At 70.3% G+C, this 14,427-nt stretch carries 15 protein-coding genes and 1 tRNA gene; 7 read left to right on the forward strand and 9 right to left on the reverse strand.

The features are described from left to right. Positions 1–231: 231 nt before the first annotated feature. The 6 genes from ACZ67M_RS22730 to ACZ67M_RS22755 all read right to left on the reverse strand — a co-directional run bounded on the left by ACZ67M_RS22730 (position 232) and on the right by ACZ67M_RS22755 (position 4,478). A complete protein-coding gene (locus ACZ67M_RS22730; protein ID WP_469852473.1) occupies positions 232–468 on the reverse strand; it encodes a hypothetical protein in 237 nt (78 codons plus the stop codon). Between the two features lie 188 nt (positions 469–656). Continuing rightward, on the reverse strand, positions 657–1,442 hold the full coding sequence (locus ACZ67M_RS22735; RefSeq protein WP_469852475.1) for a hypothetical protein: 786 nt from the start codon (positions 1,440–1,442) through the stop codon (positions 657–659). A 119-nt stretch (positions 1,443–1,561) separates the two neighbouring features. Next, entirely contained in the window at positions 1,562–2,242 is a 681-nt protein-coding gene (locus ACZ67M_RS22740) for a DUF488 family protein, N3 subclade (protein ID WP_469852477.1), read from the reverse strand. A gap of 243 nt (positions 2,243–2,485) precedes the next feature. Beyond that, positions 2,486–2,559, reverse strand: a tRNA-Pro gene (locus tag ACZ67M_RS22745). A 67-nt stretch (positions 2,560–2,626) separates the two neighbouring features. Beyond that, positions 2,627–3,376, reverse strand: a complete 750-nt coding sequence (locus tag ACZ67M_RS22750) for a Pr6Pr family membrane protein (protein ID WP_385800146.1) — start codon at positions 3,374–3,376, stop codon at positions 2,627–2,629. Positions 3,377–3,548: 172 nt separating this feature from the next. Beyond that, the gene (locus ACZ67M_RS22755) at positions 3,549–4,478 is read right to left on the reverse strand and encodes a metallophosphoesterase (protein WP_469852479.1); all 930 of its coding nucleotides are present in this window, start codon (positions 4,476–4,478) and stop codon (positions 3,549–3,551) included. 130 nt (positions 4,479–4,608) lie between these two features. Here ACZ67M_RS22755 and ACZ67M_RS22760 point away from each other — a divergent pair, with 130 nt between their 5' ends. Next, positions 4,609–5,073, forward strand: coding sequence for a GatB/YqeY domain-containing protein (locus ACZ67M_RS22760; protein WP_361361784.1), 465 nt, complete (start codon positions 4,609–4,611; stop codon positions 5,071–5,073). A gap of 87 nt (positions 5,074–5,160) precedes the next feature. On the opposite strand, the gene ACZ67M_RS22765 is transcribed toward ACZ67M_RS22760, so the two are convergent. Continuing rightward, positions 5,161–7,449, reverse strand: coding sequence for a transglycosylase domain-containing protein (locus ACZ67M_RS22765; RefSeq protein WP_392011673.1), 2,289 nt, complete (start codon positions 7,447–7,449; stop codon positions 5,161–5,163). A gap of 460 nt (positions 7,450–7,909) precedes the next feature. Between ACZ67M_RS22765 and wblA the strand changes: the two genes are divergently transcribed. Continuing rightward, positions 7,910–8,248 carry a transcriptional regulator WblA gene (wblA, locus tag ACZ67M_RS22770; RefSeq protein WP_064729040.1) on the forward strand — a complete coding sequence of 113 codons (339 nt, stop codon included), beginning with the start codon at positions 7,910–7,912 and terminating at the stop codon, positions 8,246–8,248. A 37-nt stretch (positions 8,249–8,285) separates the two neighbouring features. Here the strand turns inward: wblA and bagB are convergent, their stop codons facing one another. Next, positions 8,286–9,677 carry an ATPase BagB gene (bagB, locus tag ACZ67M_RS22775; RefSeq protein WP_469852480.1) on the reverse strand — a complete coding sequence of 464 codons (1,392 nt, stop codon included), beginning with the start codon at positions 9,675–9,677 and terminating at the stop codon, positions 8,286–8,288. Further along, complete coding sequence (gene bagA / locus ACZ67M_RS22780; protein WP_385799537.1) at positions 9,674–10,651, reverse strand: ATPase BagA; 978 nt, start codon at positions 10,649–10,651, stop codon at positions 9,674–9,676. The genes bagB and bagA overlap by 4 nt, the downstream gene beginning before the upstream one ends. Before the next feature lie 107 nt (positions 10,652–10,758). Between bagA and ACZ67M_RS22785 the strand changes: the two genes are divergently transcribed. The 5 genes from ACZ67M_RS22785 to ACZ67M_RS22805 all read left to right on the forward strand — a co-directional run bounded on the left by ACZ67M_RS22785 (position 10,759) and on the right by ACZ67M_RS22805 (position 14,415). Further along, positions 10,759–10,920, forward strand: a complete 162-nt coding sequence (locus ACZ67M_RS22785) for a DUF4177 domain-containing protein (RefSeq protein WP_003975360.1) — start codon at positions 10,759–10,761, stop codon at positions 10,918–10,920. Beyond that, on the forward strand, positions 10,917–11,384 hold the full coding sequence (locus ACZ67M_RS22790) for a RidA family protein (protein ID WP_361361792.1): 468 nt from the start codon (positions 10,917–10,919) through the stop codon (positions 11,382–11,384). Before ACZ67M_RS22785 ends, ACZ67M_RS22790 begins: the two co-directional genes overlap by 4 nt. 178 nt (positions 11,385–11,562) lie before the next feature. Then, positions 11,563–12,573 carry an alpha/beta fold hydrolase gene (locus ACZ67M_RS22795; protein WP_469852482.1) on the forward strand — a complete coding sequence of 337 codons (1,011 nt, stop codon included), beginning with the start codon at positions 11,563–11,565 and terminating at the stop codon, positions 12,571–12,573. A gap of 85 nt (positions 12,574–12,658) precedes the next feature. Continuing rightward, a complete protein-coding gene (locus tag ACZ67M_RS22800; protein ID WP_469852483.1) occupies positions 12,659–13,576 on the forward strand; it encodes an NUDIX hydrolase in 918 nt (305 codons plus the stop codon). After that, positions 13,573–14,415: an MBL fold metallo-hydrolase gene (locus tag ACZ67M_RS22805; RefSeq protein WP_361361798.1), complete on the forward strand. Its 843-nt coding sequence runs from the start codon at positions 13,573–13,575 to the stop codon at positions 14,413–14,415. The genes ACZ67M_RS22800 and ACZ67M_RS22805 overlap by 4 nt, the downstream gene beginning before the upstream one ends. The last annotated feature ends 12 nt before the right edge of the window (positions 14,416–14,427 follow it).

A 14,427-nucleotide genomic window follows, 5' to 3' on the forward strand; every position in this document is an offset into this window, starting at 1 on the left:
ACACCGCTGGCCGGTAGGTGCGCCGCGCAGTGAACCCTTTTCGGCAAGACGGACCGCGGCTGTGCTCGACCATTTCCCGCTGCCACCCCCTCAGTGCTGTTCAGTCGGGAAACTGATCCGTCATTCTGGCGCACCTCTCGGGAGGCAGCGGCACTTCGGATGTGAATCACCCAGCCGGATGAGACAGCCCGATGAGGGTGAACCTGCATCTAGGTCTGATAACCACCATTATCAAATGAAGACGCACTCGCCCTCGATTTTTCGGGAGAGCGTGGATTTGCCGATCCCGCCCACACCGTGGAACACGAGGATGTTGTGGCGGGGAGCTTCCAGGTCCTCCACGTCGAAGTCCGCACGGGTCACGTGCCGTATGTGCTCGGCGAGGCCGGCCGTTACGGCCTGCCACTGTGCCTGCCGGTTCGTGAACGCCTCGCTGGCGGCGATGCTCCGGTCGTTCGAGCTGAACAACGTGCGAAGATCCCGCCCTGCCACAGCTCCCCCTGACGATCAACTGAGCGCGAGCGACGCTCCGTTGACGACAGCATGGCATGCCCGCATCCAGACAGGTCCGCAGGCCGCATCCGGCACGCGGCAGTTCAGCCGACGGCCTCGGTCAGGGGACGGTGACATGGGTTCCCCATCCTGCGTACTCACCCTCACAGGTCGAACAGGCTCTCCTGGAAGTTCTCGACGACATCCCGTCGCGGGTAGAACAGGCCCAGCAGCAGGAACGTCTTGGGGCGGGCCGCGACGTTCCCGACGAAGCAGTGCACGGCCTTCTCCGCAGTGACCATCCGGTCGAACCAACGCTCGCGAAGCTTCTCCTCCACGCCGTCCTTCCCGTAGTGGCGAAAGAACTTGCGGTACGACTCGCCCGCCTCCCAGTCCCTCAGCCCCATGTCGTGACCAGCGCACTCCTGATCCGCGCATCGGAAGCTGTACCGGAACTCAAGTGGCACCCACTCCAGTTGGCGGAGGTCCTGTGCGAGTAGATCCAACTGATCTGCCAGGGCCGCCTTCGAAGCTGGCCAGGGCTCGGCAGGAGCGAAGCGGAAGCCGGTGAACTCCGCTGGGCGGAAGACGCCAAGCGACGTTCCCCGAAGCTCCTGGTCCCGCTTTATGGAGCACAGGGACGGCGCTACGAGGGGCTGCACATGCGAGAAGCGTTCGCGCCAGCCGTCCGCTGTCCCGAGGCGCTCGATGACCTTGAGACTCTGCAGATTGGGGCGCAAGCTTTCGGGACGGCGGTCCCCATGGTGTCGCTGCACATCGACCTCGACGATCGAGTACTTGGCGAGCTGGCTTTCTTCGTTCAGCAGCCGGAACGGAACCGGGAAGAGCCGCACATGCTGGGGCGCCCCTTGGTCGAGCCGTATGCCGGCCACGCAGCTCGTCTCGTGGTACTTCGCGGACAGTTCCGGATAGGTCTTGACCGTGATCATGATCCGTGCGCGCTGCCAAATCCCCGATCCCATGGTTGCCCCCTCCACTGATCTCCCGATCCGATTGGAGGAGAGGCATGCGCCAGCGGCAAGGGCGCGTACAGGAGCGAGGGGCGAAGTCAGGCCAGGGGAATTACGGGCACGGCGGCCCGCTTGCGGACCGTCTCCAGGACGACCTGTCGGTGGCAGCGGCTTTCGTCTTTCTCGAAGCACAGCACCGCGACCCGGGACTGCCGGGCATGCTCTGCGAGGCGCTCAAGATCGGTTTGCGCTTCCTCGGACCGCAGCACTCCACGGAACCGAGCCCGGCCTACGTCGAGGCGGCCCTCCCAGAACGGCGCCCGGTTGTCCTTGGGATTGCCCAGGCCACGCAGGTGGGTGTATTCGATGCCGGCCTCGGCGAGTGCCTGCCCGAGCCGAGTCTTGCTGAAGCCCTTCTTGCGGCTGATCGGCGTAAGTCGTACGTCCGCCACGACATCAATACGGTTGTCGAGGAGAGAGGAGACGAACGAGTCGATGTCCCGGCCTTCGTACCCGGCGGACCAGAGGCCGGGAGCGACCTTGGTCTCCTGGAAGAGCTCATCGAGGGAGACCTCAAGTGCCTCGGCGACCGCTCCGACGGTGAAGAAACCTGGCTGGATCGCTCCCTCGCTCTCCAGTCGGGCCAGCGTTCCAACGGCGACGCCGGCTTCCTTGGCTAGCCGCTCCCGCGACCACCCTCGACCCTCCCGCATCGCTCGCACGCGCTGGGCGAGTGCTCGGGCGTGGTCGTGGGGACGCGCTGAGTGATGGCTTGCCATGTGTCGTGATCCTAGGGGCGGTTGAGGCGGGCCGGCATGGTGTTCCCGGCCGACTGCGGGGCTGGATTCGCGAACGCGCAGGTGCGAGTGCCCTCAGCCGCCGCACTTGAGACGGCCTCACCAGTCATCCCCTGGGAGAGCCCGACCAAGATCTTCTCCCAGATTTCTCCCAAACGATCTCCAGAAACCCGTCAGGGGCCTGATCCATTCGCTGGATCAGGCCCCTGACCTGGTACTTCACTGTCGGGGTGGCGGGATTTGAACCCACGACCTCTTCGTCCCGAACGAAGCGCGCTACCAAGCTGCGCCACACCCCGATCGTCGCTGCTCGTCGCGGCGACGTCGTTTACTTTAGCCCACCGGTGGCCGGAGACGAAATCCGGTTTAGCGGGGTCGGCGGAGTGGGTTCGGGCGGATGTGGTCGACGGTGATGAGGAGCACGGCCAGGGCGTAGAGGGCCAGGCCGACGAGGAGGGCGTTGCCCAGGACTCCCTTGAAGCCGTGCTGGTCGACGTCGAGGAAGGGGTAGAGGTAGCGGTCCTGCGTGCCGGGGAGCAGCAGCTCGCCGCGGGCCAGGGTGAAGGCCAGGTAGGCCAGGGGGTAGAGGAGCCACGTGGGGGCCTGGCGCAGGTGCAGGCGGCCGGGGACGGTGAGGAGGAGCCAGTCCAGGGCCGCGGCGACCGGGACCGCCGTGTGCAGGATGTGGGTCGCGGCCGTCTGCCAGCCCGCGCCGGCGCCGTCCGGTGCGACGAAGGGGCTCGCCGCGCTGGTCAGGAGCAGGTGGTGGACCAGGCCGGCGGTGGCGACGTAGAGCAGGGCGGCGCCCGTCACCGCGCCCGGCAGGGGGTGGTGGGCGGACCAGGCGCACCGGGCGGACGCGATCATGACCAGCGCCAGCAGGATGGCGCTCTGGATCGTGAAATGGCTCAGGGTCTTCAGGACCGGGCCGCCCACGAGCAGCACGATCGTCACTCCGGTCAGCGCCAGCAGGGCGGTGAGGAGGCGGAAGACCGCGATCAGCCTGCGGCGTACGGGGGTCACGACGGCCGTCGCCGGTACGACCGTGGGCAGCAGGGCGCGGTGACCCGGGATCGGGGGGAGGTCCGGGATGTCCCTGGGTATCGGGGCTGTCATGGCCTCACGCTAGGCAGACCGGACATATCGGGCTATGCGGGTGGGCCGTGTGGGTTACCCGGGTGGCCGGGCCGCCCGGGTGATCCGGGTAACCCGGCCACCCGGGCAGCCGGATCACGTAACCCGCCCGCCGCCTTCCCGGGCCGCGCCCCCTCACTGCCCCCGGGGCCCCCTACCGCCCCCGCGCCACCAACGTCAGCAGCGTCGCCTCCGGTGGGCAGAAGAAGCGGACCGGGGTGTAGCGGCTCGCGCCGCAGCCCGCGGAGACGTGGAGGTAGGACGTGCGCCCCTCCGCCGTGTGCGTGGACAGGCCCTTCACGCGGTCCGTGTCCAGGTCGCAGTTGGTGACCAGCGCGCCGTAGAAGGGGATGCACAGCTGGCCCCCGTGCGTGTGGCCGGCCAGGATCAGGGGGTAGTCGTCCGCCGCGAAGGCGTCCAGGACGCGCAGGTACGGCGCGTGCACCACGCCCATCGAGAAGTCCGCCGTGCCGGACGGGCCGCCCGCGACCTCCGCGTACCGGTCCCGCTTGATGTGCGGGTCGTCGAGGCCGGTCAGCTCGACGGAGATGCCCTCGATCTTGAGCGTGCCGCGCGTGTTCGTGAGGTTCTGCCAGCCCGCGGCGTCGAAGCCGTCGCGCAGGTCCTCCCACGGGTTGTGGACGACGCCCACGGCGGGCGGATTGCCGTTGAGGCCGTGGCGGCCCTGGAGCTTCTCGGTCAGGTAGCGGCCGGGATTGCGGAGCTTGGGGCCGTAGTAGTCGTTGGAGCCGAAGACGTAGGCGCCCGGGAACTCCATCAGCGGGCCCAGGGCGTCCAGGACCTCGGGCACGCCCTCCGGGTCGGACAGGTTGTCGCCCGTGTTGATCACGAAGTCGGGGCGCAGGCCGGCCAGGGAGCGCAGCCAGCGCTGCTTCTTTCGCTGGCCGCCGACCATGTGGATGTCGGAGACCTGGAGCACGCGCAGCGGGCCCATGCCTGCGGGCAGGACGGGGGCCGTCACCCGTCGGAGGCGGAACGAGCGGGGCTCGATCCCCGCCGCGTAGACCAGACCGGCGGCGCCAACCGCCGTGATTCCCAGGGGCACTCCGTATCGCGCGCGCATACGTCCATCGTGTCAGAAGCGGGGGCCAGGGGCCGAACACGGGCCACGGGCCGACCGCCCGTGGGGCCGATCGGCGTCCGCCGGTAAATCGGCGGGCGATCGTCCGGCCGTACCTGCGACAATCAGGTCCATGACCACGCTCAAGTCGAAGCTGCACGCCGACCTCAACGCCGCGATCAAGGAGCGTGACGAGCTGCGCTCCTCGACGCTCCGGCTGACGCTCGCCGCGATCACCAAGGAGGAGGTCGCGGGGAAGGAGAAGCGGGAGCTCTCCGACGACGAGGTGCAGAAGGTGATCACCCGCGAGGCGAAGAAGCGCCGGGAGGCCGCCGAGGCCTTCGCGCAGGGGGGTCGTGCCGAGAGCGCCGAGCGGGAGAAGGCCGAGGGCGAGGTGCTCGCCGCGTACCTGCCGAAGCAGCTGTCGGACGACGAGCTGAACGCGATCGTCGCGCAGGCCGTCGAGGAGGCGAAGGCGGGCGGTGCCGAGGGGCCGCGGGCCATGGGCGCCGTCATGAAGATCGTCAACCCGAAGGTCGCCGGACTGGCCGAGGGCGGCCGGGTCGCCGCCGCGGTCAAGAAGGCGCTCGCCGGCTGAGCCCTGGCCCCGGCCCGCGACGAGTGAACGAGTGAGGGCGCCCTCCGCGAAAAGCGGAGGGCGCCCTCACTCGTTGCGCGTGCGGTCTCAGTCGCGTCCGCCCGGCCCGTTCCCCGGCCCCTGGATCAGGTTCCCGGGGAAGCCGCCGTCGCCGCCGCCGTTGCCACCGCCGCCGTTGTCCGACCCGCCGTTGCCGGTGCCGCCGTCGATCAGGCCGCCGATGAAGCCGTCGTCGTCGCCGTTGTTCCCGTCGTCCTGGCCCGGGTCCTCGGCCCCTTCGTCGCGGCCCTTGTCCTTCTCCTTCTCGCCGTCCGGGATGTCGACGAGGTTGAAGGAGGGGGAGTCCTTGCCGGCCAGGGCGCCGGTCATGGCGTCCTTCCAGATGGGACCGGGAACCGCGCCACCGAAGACGAGCGGGTGGTATACGCCGCCGATCGTGATGTTCTTCATCTCGACCTTCTGGGTGGCGCTGCCGACCCAGACGGCGCCCGACATGTTCGGCGTGTAGCCGACGAACCAGGCGTTCTTCCGCTCGTCGGTCGTACCGGTCTTGCCCGCGTTGGCGCGGTCGCTGAGGCCGGCCTCCTTACCCGTACCGGAGTCGACCACGCCCTGCAGCAGCGTGTTCACGCTGTCCGCGGTCTTCTCGGTCATGGCCCGGGAGCACGTGGACTTCGGCACCTCGAGCGACGTCTGCTTGTTGCCGACCTTCTGCGTGATCGACTCGATGGCGACCGGCGTGCAGTACATGCCGCGCGAGGCGAAGGTCGCGTAGGCGCTCGCCATGGTCAGCGGGGACATACCGACGGAGCCGAGGGCGAGGGCGGAGGGGTTCTGCGGGAGCTTGTCGCCGTTGCCCTGGTGGACGTCGAGCTTGTCCGCCATCTCGGACACCGGGCACAGGCCGATGTCGGCGAGCATCTGCACGAAGTAGGTGTTGACCGACTTGGCCATCGCCTCCTTCAGGCGGTACGGACCGACCTCCGACTCGTTCTCGTTCTCCACCCGGTAGCTCGAGTCGTTGATCCAGGGCTTGTCACAGGTCTGGATGGGGCTCGGGTAGTCCATGTCGTACGGCGACGAGTACTCCTTCGTCGGCGGTACGTTCTGCTCCAGTGCCGCGGCCGCCAGGAAGGGCTTGAACGTCGAACCCGTTGGGAAGCCGTAGTTGGAGCCGCCGTAGGCCGCGTCGACCGAGTAGTTGTACTCGGTCTCGTTCTTGCCGTAGCCGTACGGCTTCGACTGGCCCATCGCGACGATCTTGCCGGTGCCGGGCTCGACCAGCGTGCTCGCCGCGGCGACCGAGTCCGACTTGTTGACGTGGTCCTTGAGCGACTGCTGGACCGATTCCTGGGCCTGCGGGTCCATCGTCGTACGGATGGTCAGGCCGCCCTGGTTCCAGATCTTGGCCCGGTCCTTGCGGGTCTTGCCGAAGACCTTGTCGCTGAGGAAGACCTCGCGCACGTAGTCGCAGAAGAAGCTGCCGTTCTTCACGGCCGTGATGCAGCCGTTCTTGGGCCGGCTGACCTTCAGCCCGAGCGGGGCCTCCTTCGCCTTGTCGGCCTCCGCCTGGGAGATGTCGCCGACCTGGGCCATCCGCGTCAGGACGGTGTTGCGCCGCTTGGTGGCCTCGGCCTCGTCGTTGACCGGGTCGTACCGGCTGGGCGACTGGACGATGCCGGCCAGGAGGGCGGACTCCTGGACGTTGAGGTCCTTGGCGGACTTGGAGAAGTAGCGCTGGGCGGCGGCCTCGACGCCGTACGCCTGCTGGCCGAAGAAGGTGATGTTCAGGTAGTTCTCGAGGATCTTCTTCTTGCCCAGCTCCTCCTCGACCTGGATCGCGAGCTTCAGCTCCTGGATCTTGCGGCCGAGGGTCTGCTGGGTGGCCTGGGCGACCTTCGTCGGGTCGTCGCCGGCCTCCTCCACGAAGACGTTCTTGACGTACTGCTGAGTGAGGGTGGACGCGCCCTCGGAGACCTCACCGCTGCGCGCGTTCTTGTTGAGCGCGCGCAGGACGCCCTTGAGGTCGATCGCGCCGTGCTGGTAGAAGCGCGAGTCCTCGATCGCGACGATCGCCTTCTGCATGTACGGCGAGATGTCCTTGAGGTCGACCACCGTGCGGTCGCGCGAGTAGACCGTGGCGATGGTGCCGCCCTCGGCGTCGAGGATGGCGGTGCGCTGGCTCAGCGGGGGAGTCTTCAGGTTGGCCGGGAGGGCGTCGAAGCCCTCCACCGACCCCTTGGCCGCCAGCCCCAGCGCGCCTACGGCGGGCAGCGCGATGCCGGCCAGCACCGCTCCCGCGAGCACACTGACACCGAGGAACTTGGCGGCCTGCTGCGTTGGCGACAGACCACCGCCCGAGCGCTTCTTTGGCATGGAGGCAGCCTACGTTCTCATTCGCCGGACACGCGTATATGCCTTGGCCTAAGCTGCACTCAACTGTCACAGCAGTGCGGCCACGTATCAATACGTCCGGCGACCCCGAATCGTTCCGGATCCGCTCGGTTTTTTTCTGAGGACCCCCACTGGGGGGCGTGTTGGTGTGTGTCGGCGCGCGCCACGGCGTGTGGTTTACGTGTCCGAATCCGCCTTGTGTGTCAATCGGTGTCCGTTGTGGCGCAAGAGAGATGACCCGAATGTCGGGATCGTCGCGCATGTCGCCAGGTCACTCCCCCGGGTGATCTGCCGCTTACCCATAGTCCGTTCGGGCCATTCAAGATTGGGCCCGAAGGGGGTGTTGCGCTGTGCCCACCTTCCGTAACGTCCTCAACTGGCGGCGGTGAATATGCCGCTGCCGCCGTGGGGGAGCCTCGATTCGGGAGAGGACGGCGCCGGTATGGGCTGGGTAACCGACTGGAGTGCGCAGGCCGCCTGCCGCACTACCGATCCGGACGAACTGTTCGTTCAGGGAGCAGCGCAGAACAGGGCCAAGGCGGTGTGCACCGGGTGCCCGGTGCGGACCGAGTGCCTGGCCGACGCGCTGGACAACCGCGTCGAGTTCGGCGTGTGGGGAGGCATGACGGAGCGGGAGCGCCGCGCACTGCTGCGCAGGCGGCCCACCGTGACGTCCTGGCGCCGGCTGCTGGAGACGGCGCGGACGGAGTACGAGCGGGGGGCCGGCATCCTGCCTCTCGACGACGACGAGGTGTACGAGAACTACATGGCCGTGGGCTGAGCCGCCGCTCCGGGCTCCTCGGACGCCCAGGTCGGAGTCAGACGTCCGTCTCCGGCAGCTCGGGGTGGTCCGTCGCGAGACGGTCCCCGATGTCCCGCAGGCCCGCGAGGTCGTGCACGTCACCGGCGAGCGCGGCCACTTCGGTGACCGCCACCTCGGGATGACGCGCGGTGAAGCGGTCGCGCGTGCGCTGCTCGCGGGCGAGCAGATGCATCCGGTCCGCATGCAGCCTCAGCAGGCCCGAGGCCAGCTGGTCCACCGACCGCTCCGGCGTGTCCGCGTCCGGCGTGTGCAAGTCCCGCGTGTATGCGTCCTGCGTGTCCGTATCCGGCGGCGCTGCCTGCGGCGTCGCCGCGTCCGGTCCGTCGTCTTCGTGGGCGTCTGAACTTCCGTACGTGTCGGGAGAGTTACGAATTCCAGCTTTCCCGCCGCCCTGATCCACAATGCGGGGATCCTCAAGATTTTCCGCGGCGGCGAGCGCCCGCTCGGCCGACAGCCGGTCGGCGCCGCTGCCGTGGACCCTGTTGAGCACCAGGCCGGCCAGGGGCATGTCCTCGGCCGCCAGCCGCTCCACGAAGTACGCGGCCTCGCGCAGCGCGTCCCGCTCCGGGGCCGCGACCACGAGGAACGCCGTGCCGGGCGCCTGGAGCAGCTTGTACGTCGCGTCCGCGCGCGTACGGAACCCGCCGAACATGGAGTCCATCGCCGCGACGAAGGTCTGCACGTCCTTCAGGAACTGCCCGCCCAGCACCTTCCCCAGGACGCCGGTCATCATCGACATGCCGACGTTGAGGAACTTCATGCCGGCCCGGCCGCCGACCTTCGCGGGTGCCAGCAGGACGCGGATCAGCTTGCCGTCCAGGAAGGACCCGAGGCGCTTGGGAGCGTCGAGGAAGTCCAGTGCCGAACGGGACGGCGGCGTGTCGACCACGATGAGGTCCCACTCGTCCCTCGCCCGCAGCTGGCCCAGCTTCTCCATCGCCATGTACTCCTGCGTGCCCGCGAAGCCCGCCGAGAGTGAGGCGTAGAAGGGGTTGCCCAGGATCGCCGCCGCCCGCTCGGGATCCGCGTGCGCCTCGACGATCTCGTCGAAGGTGCGCTTCATGTCGAGCATCATGGCGTGCAGCTCACCGCCCGCCGAGTCGTCGACGCCCTTCACCCGGCGCGGCGTGTTGTCCAGGGAGTCGATGCCCATCGACTGGGCGAGCCGCCGGGCCGGGTCGATGGTCAGGACGACCACCTTGCGGCCCCGCTCGGCCGCGCGCAGGCCCAGGGCCGCCGCGGTGGTCGTCTTGCCGACCCCGCCCGCGCCGCAGCACACGACGATGCGGGTCTCCGGGTCCTCCAGCAGCGGGTCGACGTCGAGCACGCGCGCGTGGGAGAGGCGCCGCGCGCCCTCCTGGGGCCGGGCGGCCGGGTCCGGACTCATGCGATCCCCTGCTTCCGCAGCTCGGTGGCGAGTTCGTACAGGCCCGCGAGGTCCATGCCCTCGGCGAGCAGTGGCAGCTCGTGCAGCGGCAGGCCGAGGTCGGTCAGGACGGACCGCTGCTCCTGCTCCAGCGCGTACCGCTCGGCGTACTCCTCGGCCTGCGCCAGCAACGGGTCCACCAGCCGCTCGGCGTGCCCGCCGCGCCGCGCCCCGCCGAGCCCGGCGCCGGACAGGGACCGCGCCAGCGCCCCGCGCGGGGTGCTCCGTACGAGGTCCAGGTCGGTGGCGTCCAGCACCTCGGGCCGGACCATGTTGACGACGACCCGGCCCACCGGGAGGCGAGCCGCGCGCAGCTCGGCGATGCCGTCGGCGGTCTCCTGGACGGGCATCTCCTCCAGCAGCGTCACCAGGTGCACGGCCGTCTCCCGCGACTTCAGCACCCGCATCACGGCCTGCGCCTGATTGTGTATCGGGCCGACCTTCGCGAGGCCCGCCACCTCGTCGTTCACGTTGAGGAACCGGGTGATGCGGCCGGTCGGCGGGGCGTCCATGACGACGTAGTCGTAGACGAAACGCCCGCTTTTGTCCTTTCGGCGGACCGCCTCGCACGCCTTGCCGGTCAGGAGTACGTCCCTGACTCCCGGCGCGATGGTGGTCGCGAAGTCGATCGCGCCGAGCTTCTTCAGGGCCCGTCCTGCGCTGCCCAGCTTGTAGAACATCTGGAGGTAGTCCAACAACGCCAGTTCGGCGTCTATGGCGAGGGCGTACACCTCCCCGCCCCCTGGAGCGACGGCGATCTTCCGCTCCTCATAGGGCAGCGCCTCCGTCTCGAAGAGCTGCGCGATGCCCTGGCGGCCCTCGACCTCGACGAGAAGCGTGCGCTTCCCCTCGGTGGCGAGGGCCAGCGCGAGGGCGGCGGCCACCGTGGTCTTACCGGTTCCGCCCTTGCCGCTGACGACCTGGAGCCTGCTCACGTATTCGAGCGTAACCAGTCCGCGCGCGGAGTACGCCGGAGGCTGTGGACAACGTCGCCGTGGTCGGCCTGCGAAGGGGGTTCCGGGCAGCGGCTAGAGTCGGCCGCATGACCAAGTGGGAATACGCAACCGTGCCGCTGCTCGTCCATGCCACGAAGCAGATTCTGGACACCTGGGGCGAGGACGGCTGGGAGCTCGTCCAGGTCGTGCCCGGGCCGAACAACCCCGAGCAGCTCGTCGCCTACCTGAAGCGGGAGAAGCAGGCATGAGCGCCGTCGAGGCGAAGCTGGCCGAGCTCGGCCTGACGCTGCCCGAGGTGGTGCCCCCGCTGGCCGCCTACCAGCCGGCCGTGCAGTCCGGGCCGTACGTCTACACCTCGGGCCAGCTGCCGATGGTGGACGGCGCGCTTCCGGTCACCGGCAAGGTGGGTGCGGAGGTCACCGCCGAGGAGGCCAAGGAACTCGCCCGCACCTGCGCGCTGAACGCCCTGGCCGCGGTGAAGTCCGTCGCCGGTGACCTCGACCGCATCGCCCGCGTGGTGAAGGTCGTCGGCTTTGTGGCCTCCGCGTCCGACTTCACCGGCCAGCCCGGCGTGATCAACGGCGCCAGCGAACTGCTCGGCGCGGCCCTGGGCGACAAGGGCGTCCACGCCCGCAGCGCCGTCGGCGTGGCGGTCCTCCCCCTGGACGCGCCGGTCGAGGTCGAGATCCAGGTGGAACTGGTCCAGGCGTAGCCGGGCGGATCCGCGGGGTGGCGTGGCGGGGCGTCGCGCACTTCACGGGGCGTCCCGCACCTCTTTGCCACCCCGGCAACAATCCTCGCCTCCCTCACCTGGCACCCGCAGGATCGGACCCGGAGACCGGGCCGTGAATCCGGGCCCGGTCGTTCGACCGTACGTGTCAGGAGGAGTCGTGCCGCAGTCGCCGTCCGTGAATGATCAGTGGGTCCACCGTCTGGTGCCCTCACCCGCGGGGCGGATCCACCTGGTGGAGCAGGGCAGCGGGCCCCTGGTCCTGCTCGTCCACGGATTCCCCGAGTCCTGGTACTCCTGGCGCCGCCAGCTGCCCGCGCTGGCCGCCGCCGGTTTCCGGGCCGTCGCGATCGACGTACGCGGCTACGGGCGCTCCTCGCGGCCGGACTCGGTCGAGGCGTACCGGATGCTGGACCTGGTGGCGGACAGCGTCGCCGTCGTGGAGGCCCTCGGGGAGCGCTCCGCCGTCGTCGTCGGCCACGACTGGGGCGCGAACATCGCCGCGCACTCCGCGCTGCTGCGGCCCGACGTGTTCCGCGCGGTGGGTCTGCTGAGCGTGCCGTACACGCCGCCGGGCGGCCCGCGGCCCAGTGACGTCTTCGCGGGGATGAGCGGCCCCTCCGGTCCCTTCGCCGGGCAGGAGTTCTACGTCTCCTACTTCCAGCGGCCCGGGCGTGCCGAGGCGGAGATCGAGCCCGACGTGCGCGGCTGGCTGGCCGGCTTCTACGCCGCCCTCTCCGCCGACACCATGCCCCCGCCCGAGGCCCCCGACCCGCACTTCGTCGCCCCCGGCGGCAGGCTGCGCGACCGGTTCCCGGCCGCCGAGCGGCTGCCCTCCTGGCTGACCGAGGAGGAGCTGGACGTCTACGCGGCGGAGTTCGAGCGCACCGGCCTGACCGGCGCCCTCAACCGCTACCGGAACATGGACCGCGACTGGGCCGACCTGGCGGGACACGCGGGCGCCCCGGTCACCCAGCCCGCCCTGTTCCTCGGCGGCGCCCTGGACCCCTCCACGACCTGGCTGTCCGACGCGATCGAGGCGTACCCCACGACGCTGCCGGGTCTCAGCGCCTCGCACCTGCTGGACGGCTGCGGGCACTGGCTCCAGCAGGAGCGCCCCGACGAGACGAACCGGCTGCTCACCGAGTGGCTGGCCGCCCTCCCCGGCTGACGCCCGTCCCCGGCCTCCGTCCCTGGCGTCCGTCCCAGCCCTGGGACCACTCGAACATCCGCCCGTCACCGGATAGCCTCCGGCCATGGTGAATGCGCAGGCGAACGGGCAGTGGTATCCACCGGAGTGGCCGGACCGCATCCGCGCGCTGGCGGCCGGCACCCTCACCCCGGTCGCCCCGAAACGCGCGGCAACGGTCATGCTCCTCAAGGACACCGGCGCCGGTACGGCCGTCCACATGCTGCGCCGACGCACCTCCATGGCGTTCGCCGGGGGCGCGTACGCCTACCCGGGCGGCGGCGTCGACCCGCGCGACGACGACCGCGCCATCGGCTGGGCGGGCCCCACGCGCGCGTGGTGGGCGGACCGGCTCGGCGTCGACGCGGCGGGCGCCCAGGCGATCGTCTGCGCGGCCGTGCGGGAGACGTACGAGGAGGCGGGCGTCCTGCTCGCCGGCCCGACCGGCGACTCCGTGGTCGGCGACACGACCGGCGCCGACTGGGAGGCGGACCGCGCCGCCCTGGTCGCCCGCGAGCTGTCCTTCGCGGAGTTCCTGGACCGCCGCGGCCTCGTCCTGCGCTCCGACCTGCTGGGCGCCTGGGCCCGCTGGATCACCCCGGAGTTCGAGTCCCGGCGCTACGACACCTGGTTCTTCGTGGCCGTGCTCCCCGAGGGGCAGCGCACCCGCAACGCCTCCACGGAGGCCGACCGCACGGTGTGGATCACGCCGGCCGAGGCGACGGCCGGGTACGACAAGGGCGAGCTGCTGATGATGCCGCCGACCGTCGCGACCCTGCGCGGGCTCGCGGCCTGCGGTACGGCGGCCGGGGCGCTGGCGTCGGCGCCGGGCCGCGACATGACCCCGGTGCTCGCGCGGGCGCGGGTGGAGGGTGACGAGGTGGTCCTCTCCTGGCCGGGGCACGAGGAGTTCACCAAGCACGTGCCGAGTACGGCGCCGACGCCCGCGACGCCTGCCGACCCGACCGGGGGAGCCACCGCATGACGGACGCAGCAGCACTGCCCGGCCAGCCGAGGGGCGGCGTCCTCTCGGGACCGGCCACCGCACGCGCGGTGAACGTCCTGGCGCCCAATCCCTCCGCCATGACGCTGGACGGCACGAATACCTGGATCCTCGCCGAACCCGACTCCGACCTGGCCGTCGTGGTCGACCCGGGCCCCCTGGACGACGTCCACCTGCGGAACGTCGTCGACACGGCCGCCCGCGCGGGCAAGCGCGTCGCGCTGACCCTCCTGACGCACGGTCACCCGGACCACGCGGAGGGCGCCGCGCGCTTTGCCGAGCTGACGGGTACGCATGTCCGGGCGCTGGACCCGGCCCTGCGGCTGGGCGACGAGGGGCTGGCGGCGGGCGACGTGATCGGCGTCGGCGGCCTGGAACTGAGGGTCGTACCGACGCCCGGGCACACGGCCGACTCGCTGTGCTTCCATCTCCCGGCCGACCGCGCGGTCCTGACGGGCGACACGATCCTGGGGCGCGGTACGACGGTGGTGGCCCACCCGGACGGCCGTCTCGGCGACTACCTGGACTCGCTGCGCCGGCTCAGGTCGCTCACGGCCGACGACGGGGTGCACACGGTGCTGCCGGGCCACGGGCCGGTCCTGGAGGACGCCCAGGGCGCCGTGGAGTTCTACCTCGCGCACCGCGCCCACCGCCTCGCCCAGGTCGAGACGGCGGTGGAGAACGGTCACCGGACGCCGGGCGAGGTCGTCGCCCACGTGTACGCGGACGTCGACCGGTCCCTGTGGCCGGCGGCGGAACTCTCGGTGCGGGCGCAGCTCGAGTACCTGGACGAGCACGGGCTCATCCAGCGACTCGGCTGACGAAGGGACCAG

This window comes from Streptomyces sp. NPDC107500 (assembly GCF_055582785.1).

Bases quoted from the DNA above. Each gene is read 5' to 3' on its own strand.
- ACZ67M_RS22735 (WP_469852475.1), bottom strand. From the start codon at position 1,442: ATGATCACGGTCAAGACCTATCCGGAACTGTCCGCGAAGTACCACGAG.
- ACZ67M_RS22740 (WP_469852477.1), bottom strand. From the start codon at position 2,242: ATGGCAAGCCATCACTCAGCGCGTCCCCACGACCACGCCCGAGCACTC.
- ACZ67M_RS22750 (WP_385800146.1), bottom strand. From the start codon at position 3,376: ATGACAGCCCCGATACCCAGGGACATCCCGGACCTCCCCCCGATCCCG.
- ACZ67M_RS22755 (WP_469852479.1), bottom strand. From the start codon at position 4,478: ATGCGCGCGCGATACGGAGTGCCCCTGGGAATCACGGCGGTTGGCGCC.
- ACZ67M_RS22760 (WP_361361784.1), top strand. From the start codon at position 4,609: ATGACCACGCTCAAGTCGAAGCTGCACGCCGACCTCAACGCCGCGATC.
- ACZ67M_RS22765 (WP_392011673.1), bottom strand. From the start codon at position 7,449: ATGCCAAAGAAGCGCTCGGGCGGTGGTCTGTCGCCAACGCAGCAGGCC.
- wblA (WP_064729040.1), top strand. From the start codon at position 7,910: ATGGGCTGGGTAACCGACTGGAGTGCGCAGGCCGCCTGCCGCACTACC.
- bagB (WP_469852480.1), bottom strand. From the start codon at position 9,677: ATGAGTCCGGACCCGGCCGCCCGGCCCCAGGAGGGCGCGCGGCGCCTC.
- ACZ67M_RS22785 (WP_003975360.1), top strand. From the start codon at position 10,759: ATGACCAAGTGGGAATACGCAACCGTGCCGCTGCTCGTCCATGCCACG.
- ACZ67M_RS22790 (WP_361361792.1), top strand. From the start codon at position 10,917: ATGAGCGCCGTCGAGGCGAAGCTGGCCGAGCTCGGCCTGACGCTGCCC.
- ACZ67M_RS22800 (WP_469852483.1), top strand. From the start codon at position 12,659: ATGGTGAATGCGCAGGCGAACGGGCAGTGGTATCCACCGGAGTGGCCG.
- ACZ67M_RS22805 (WP_361361798.1), top strand. From the start codon at position 13,573: ATGACGGACGCAGCAGCACTGCCCGGCCAGCCGAGGGGCGGCGTCCTC.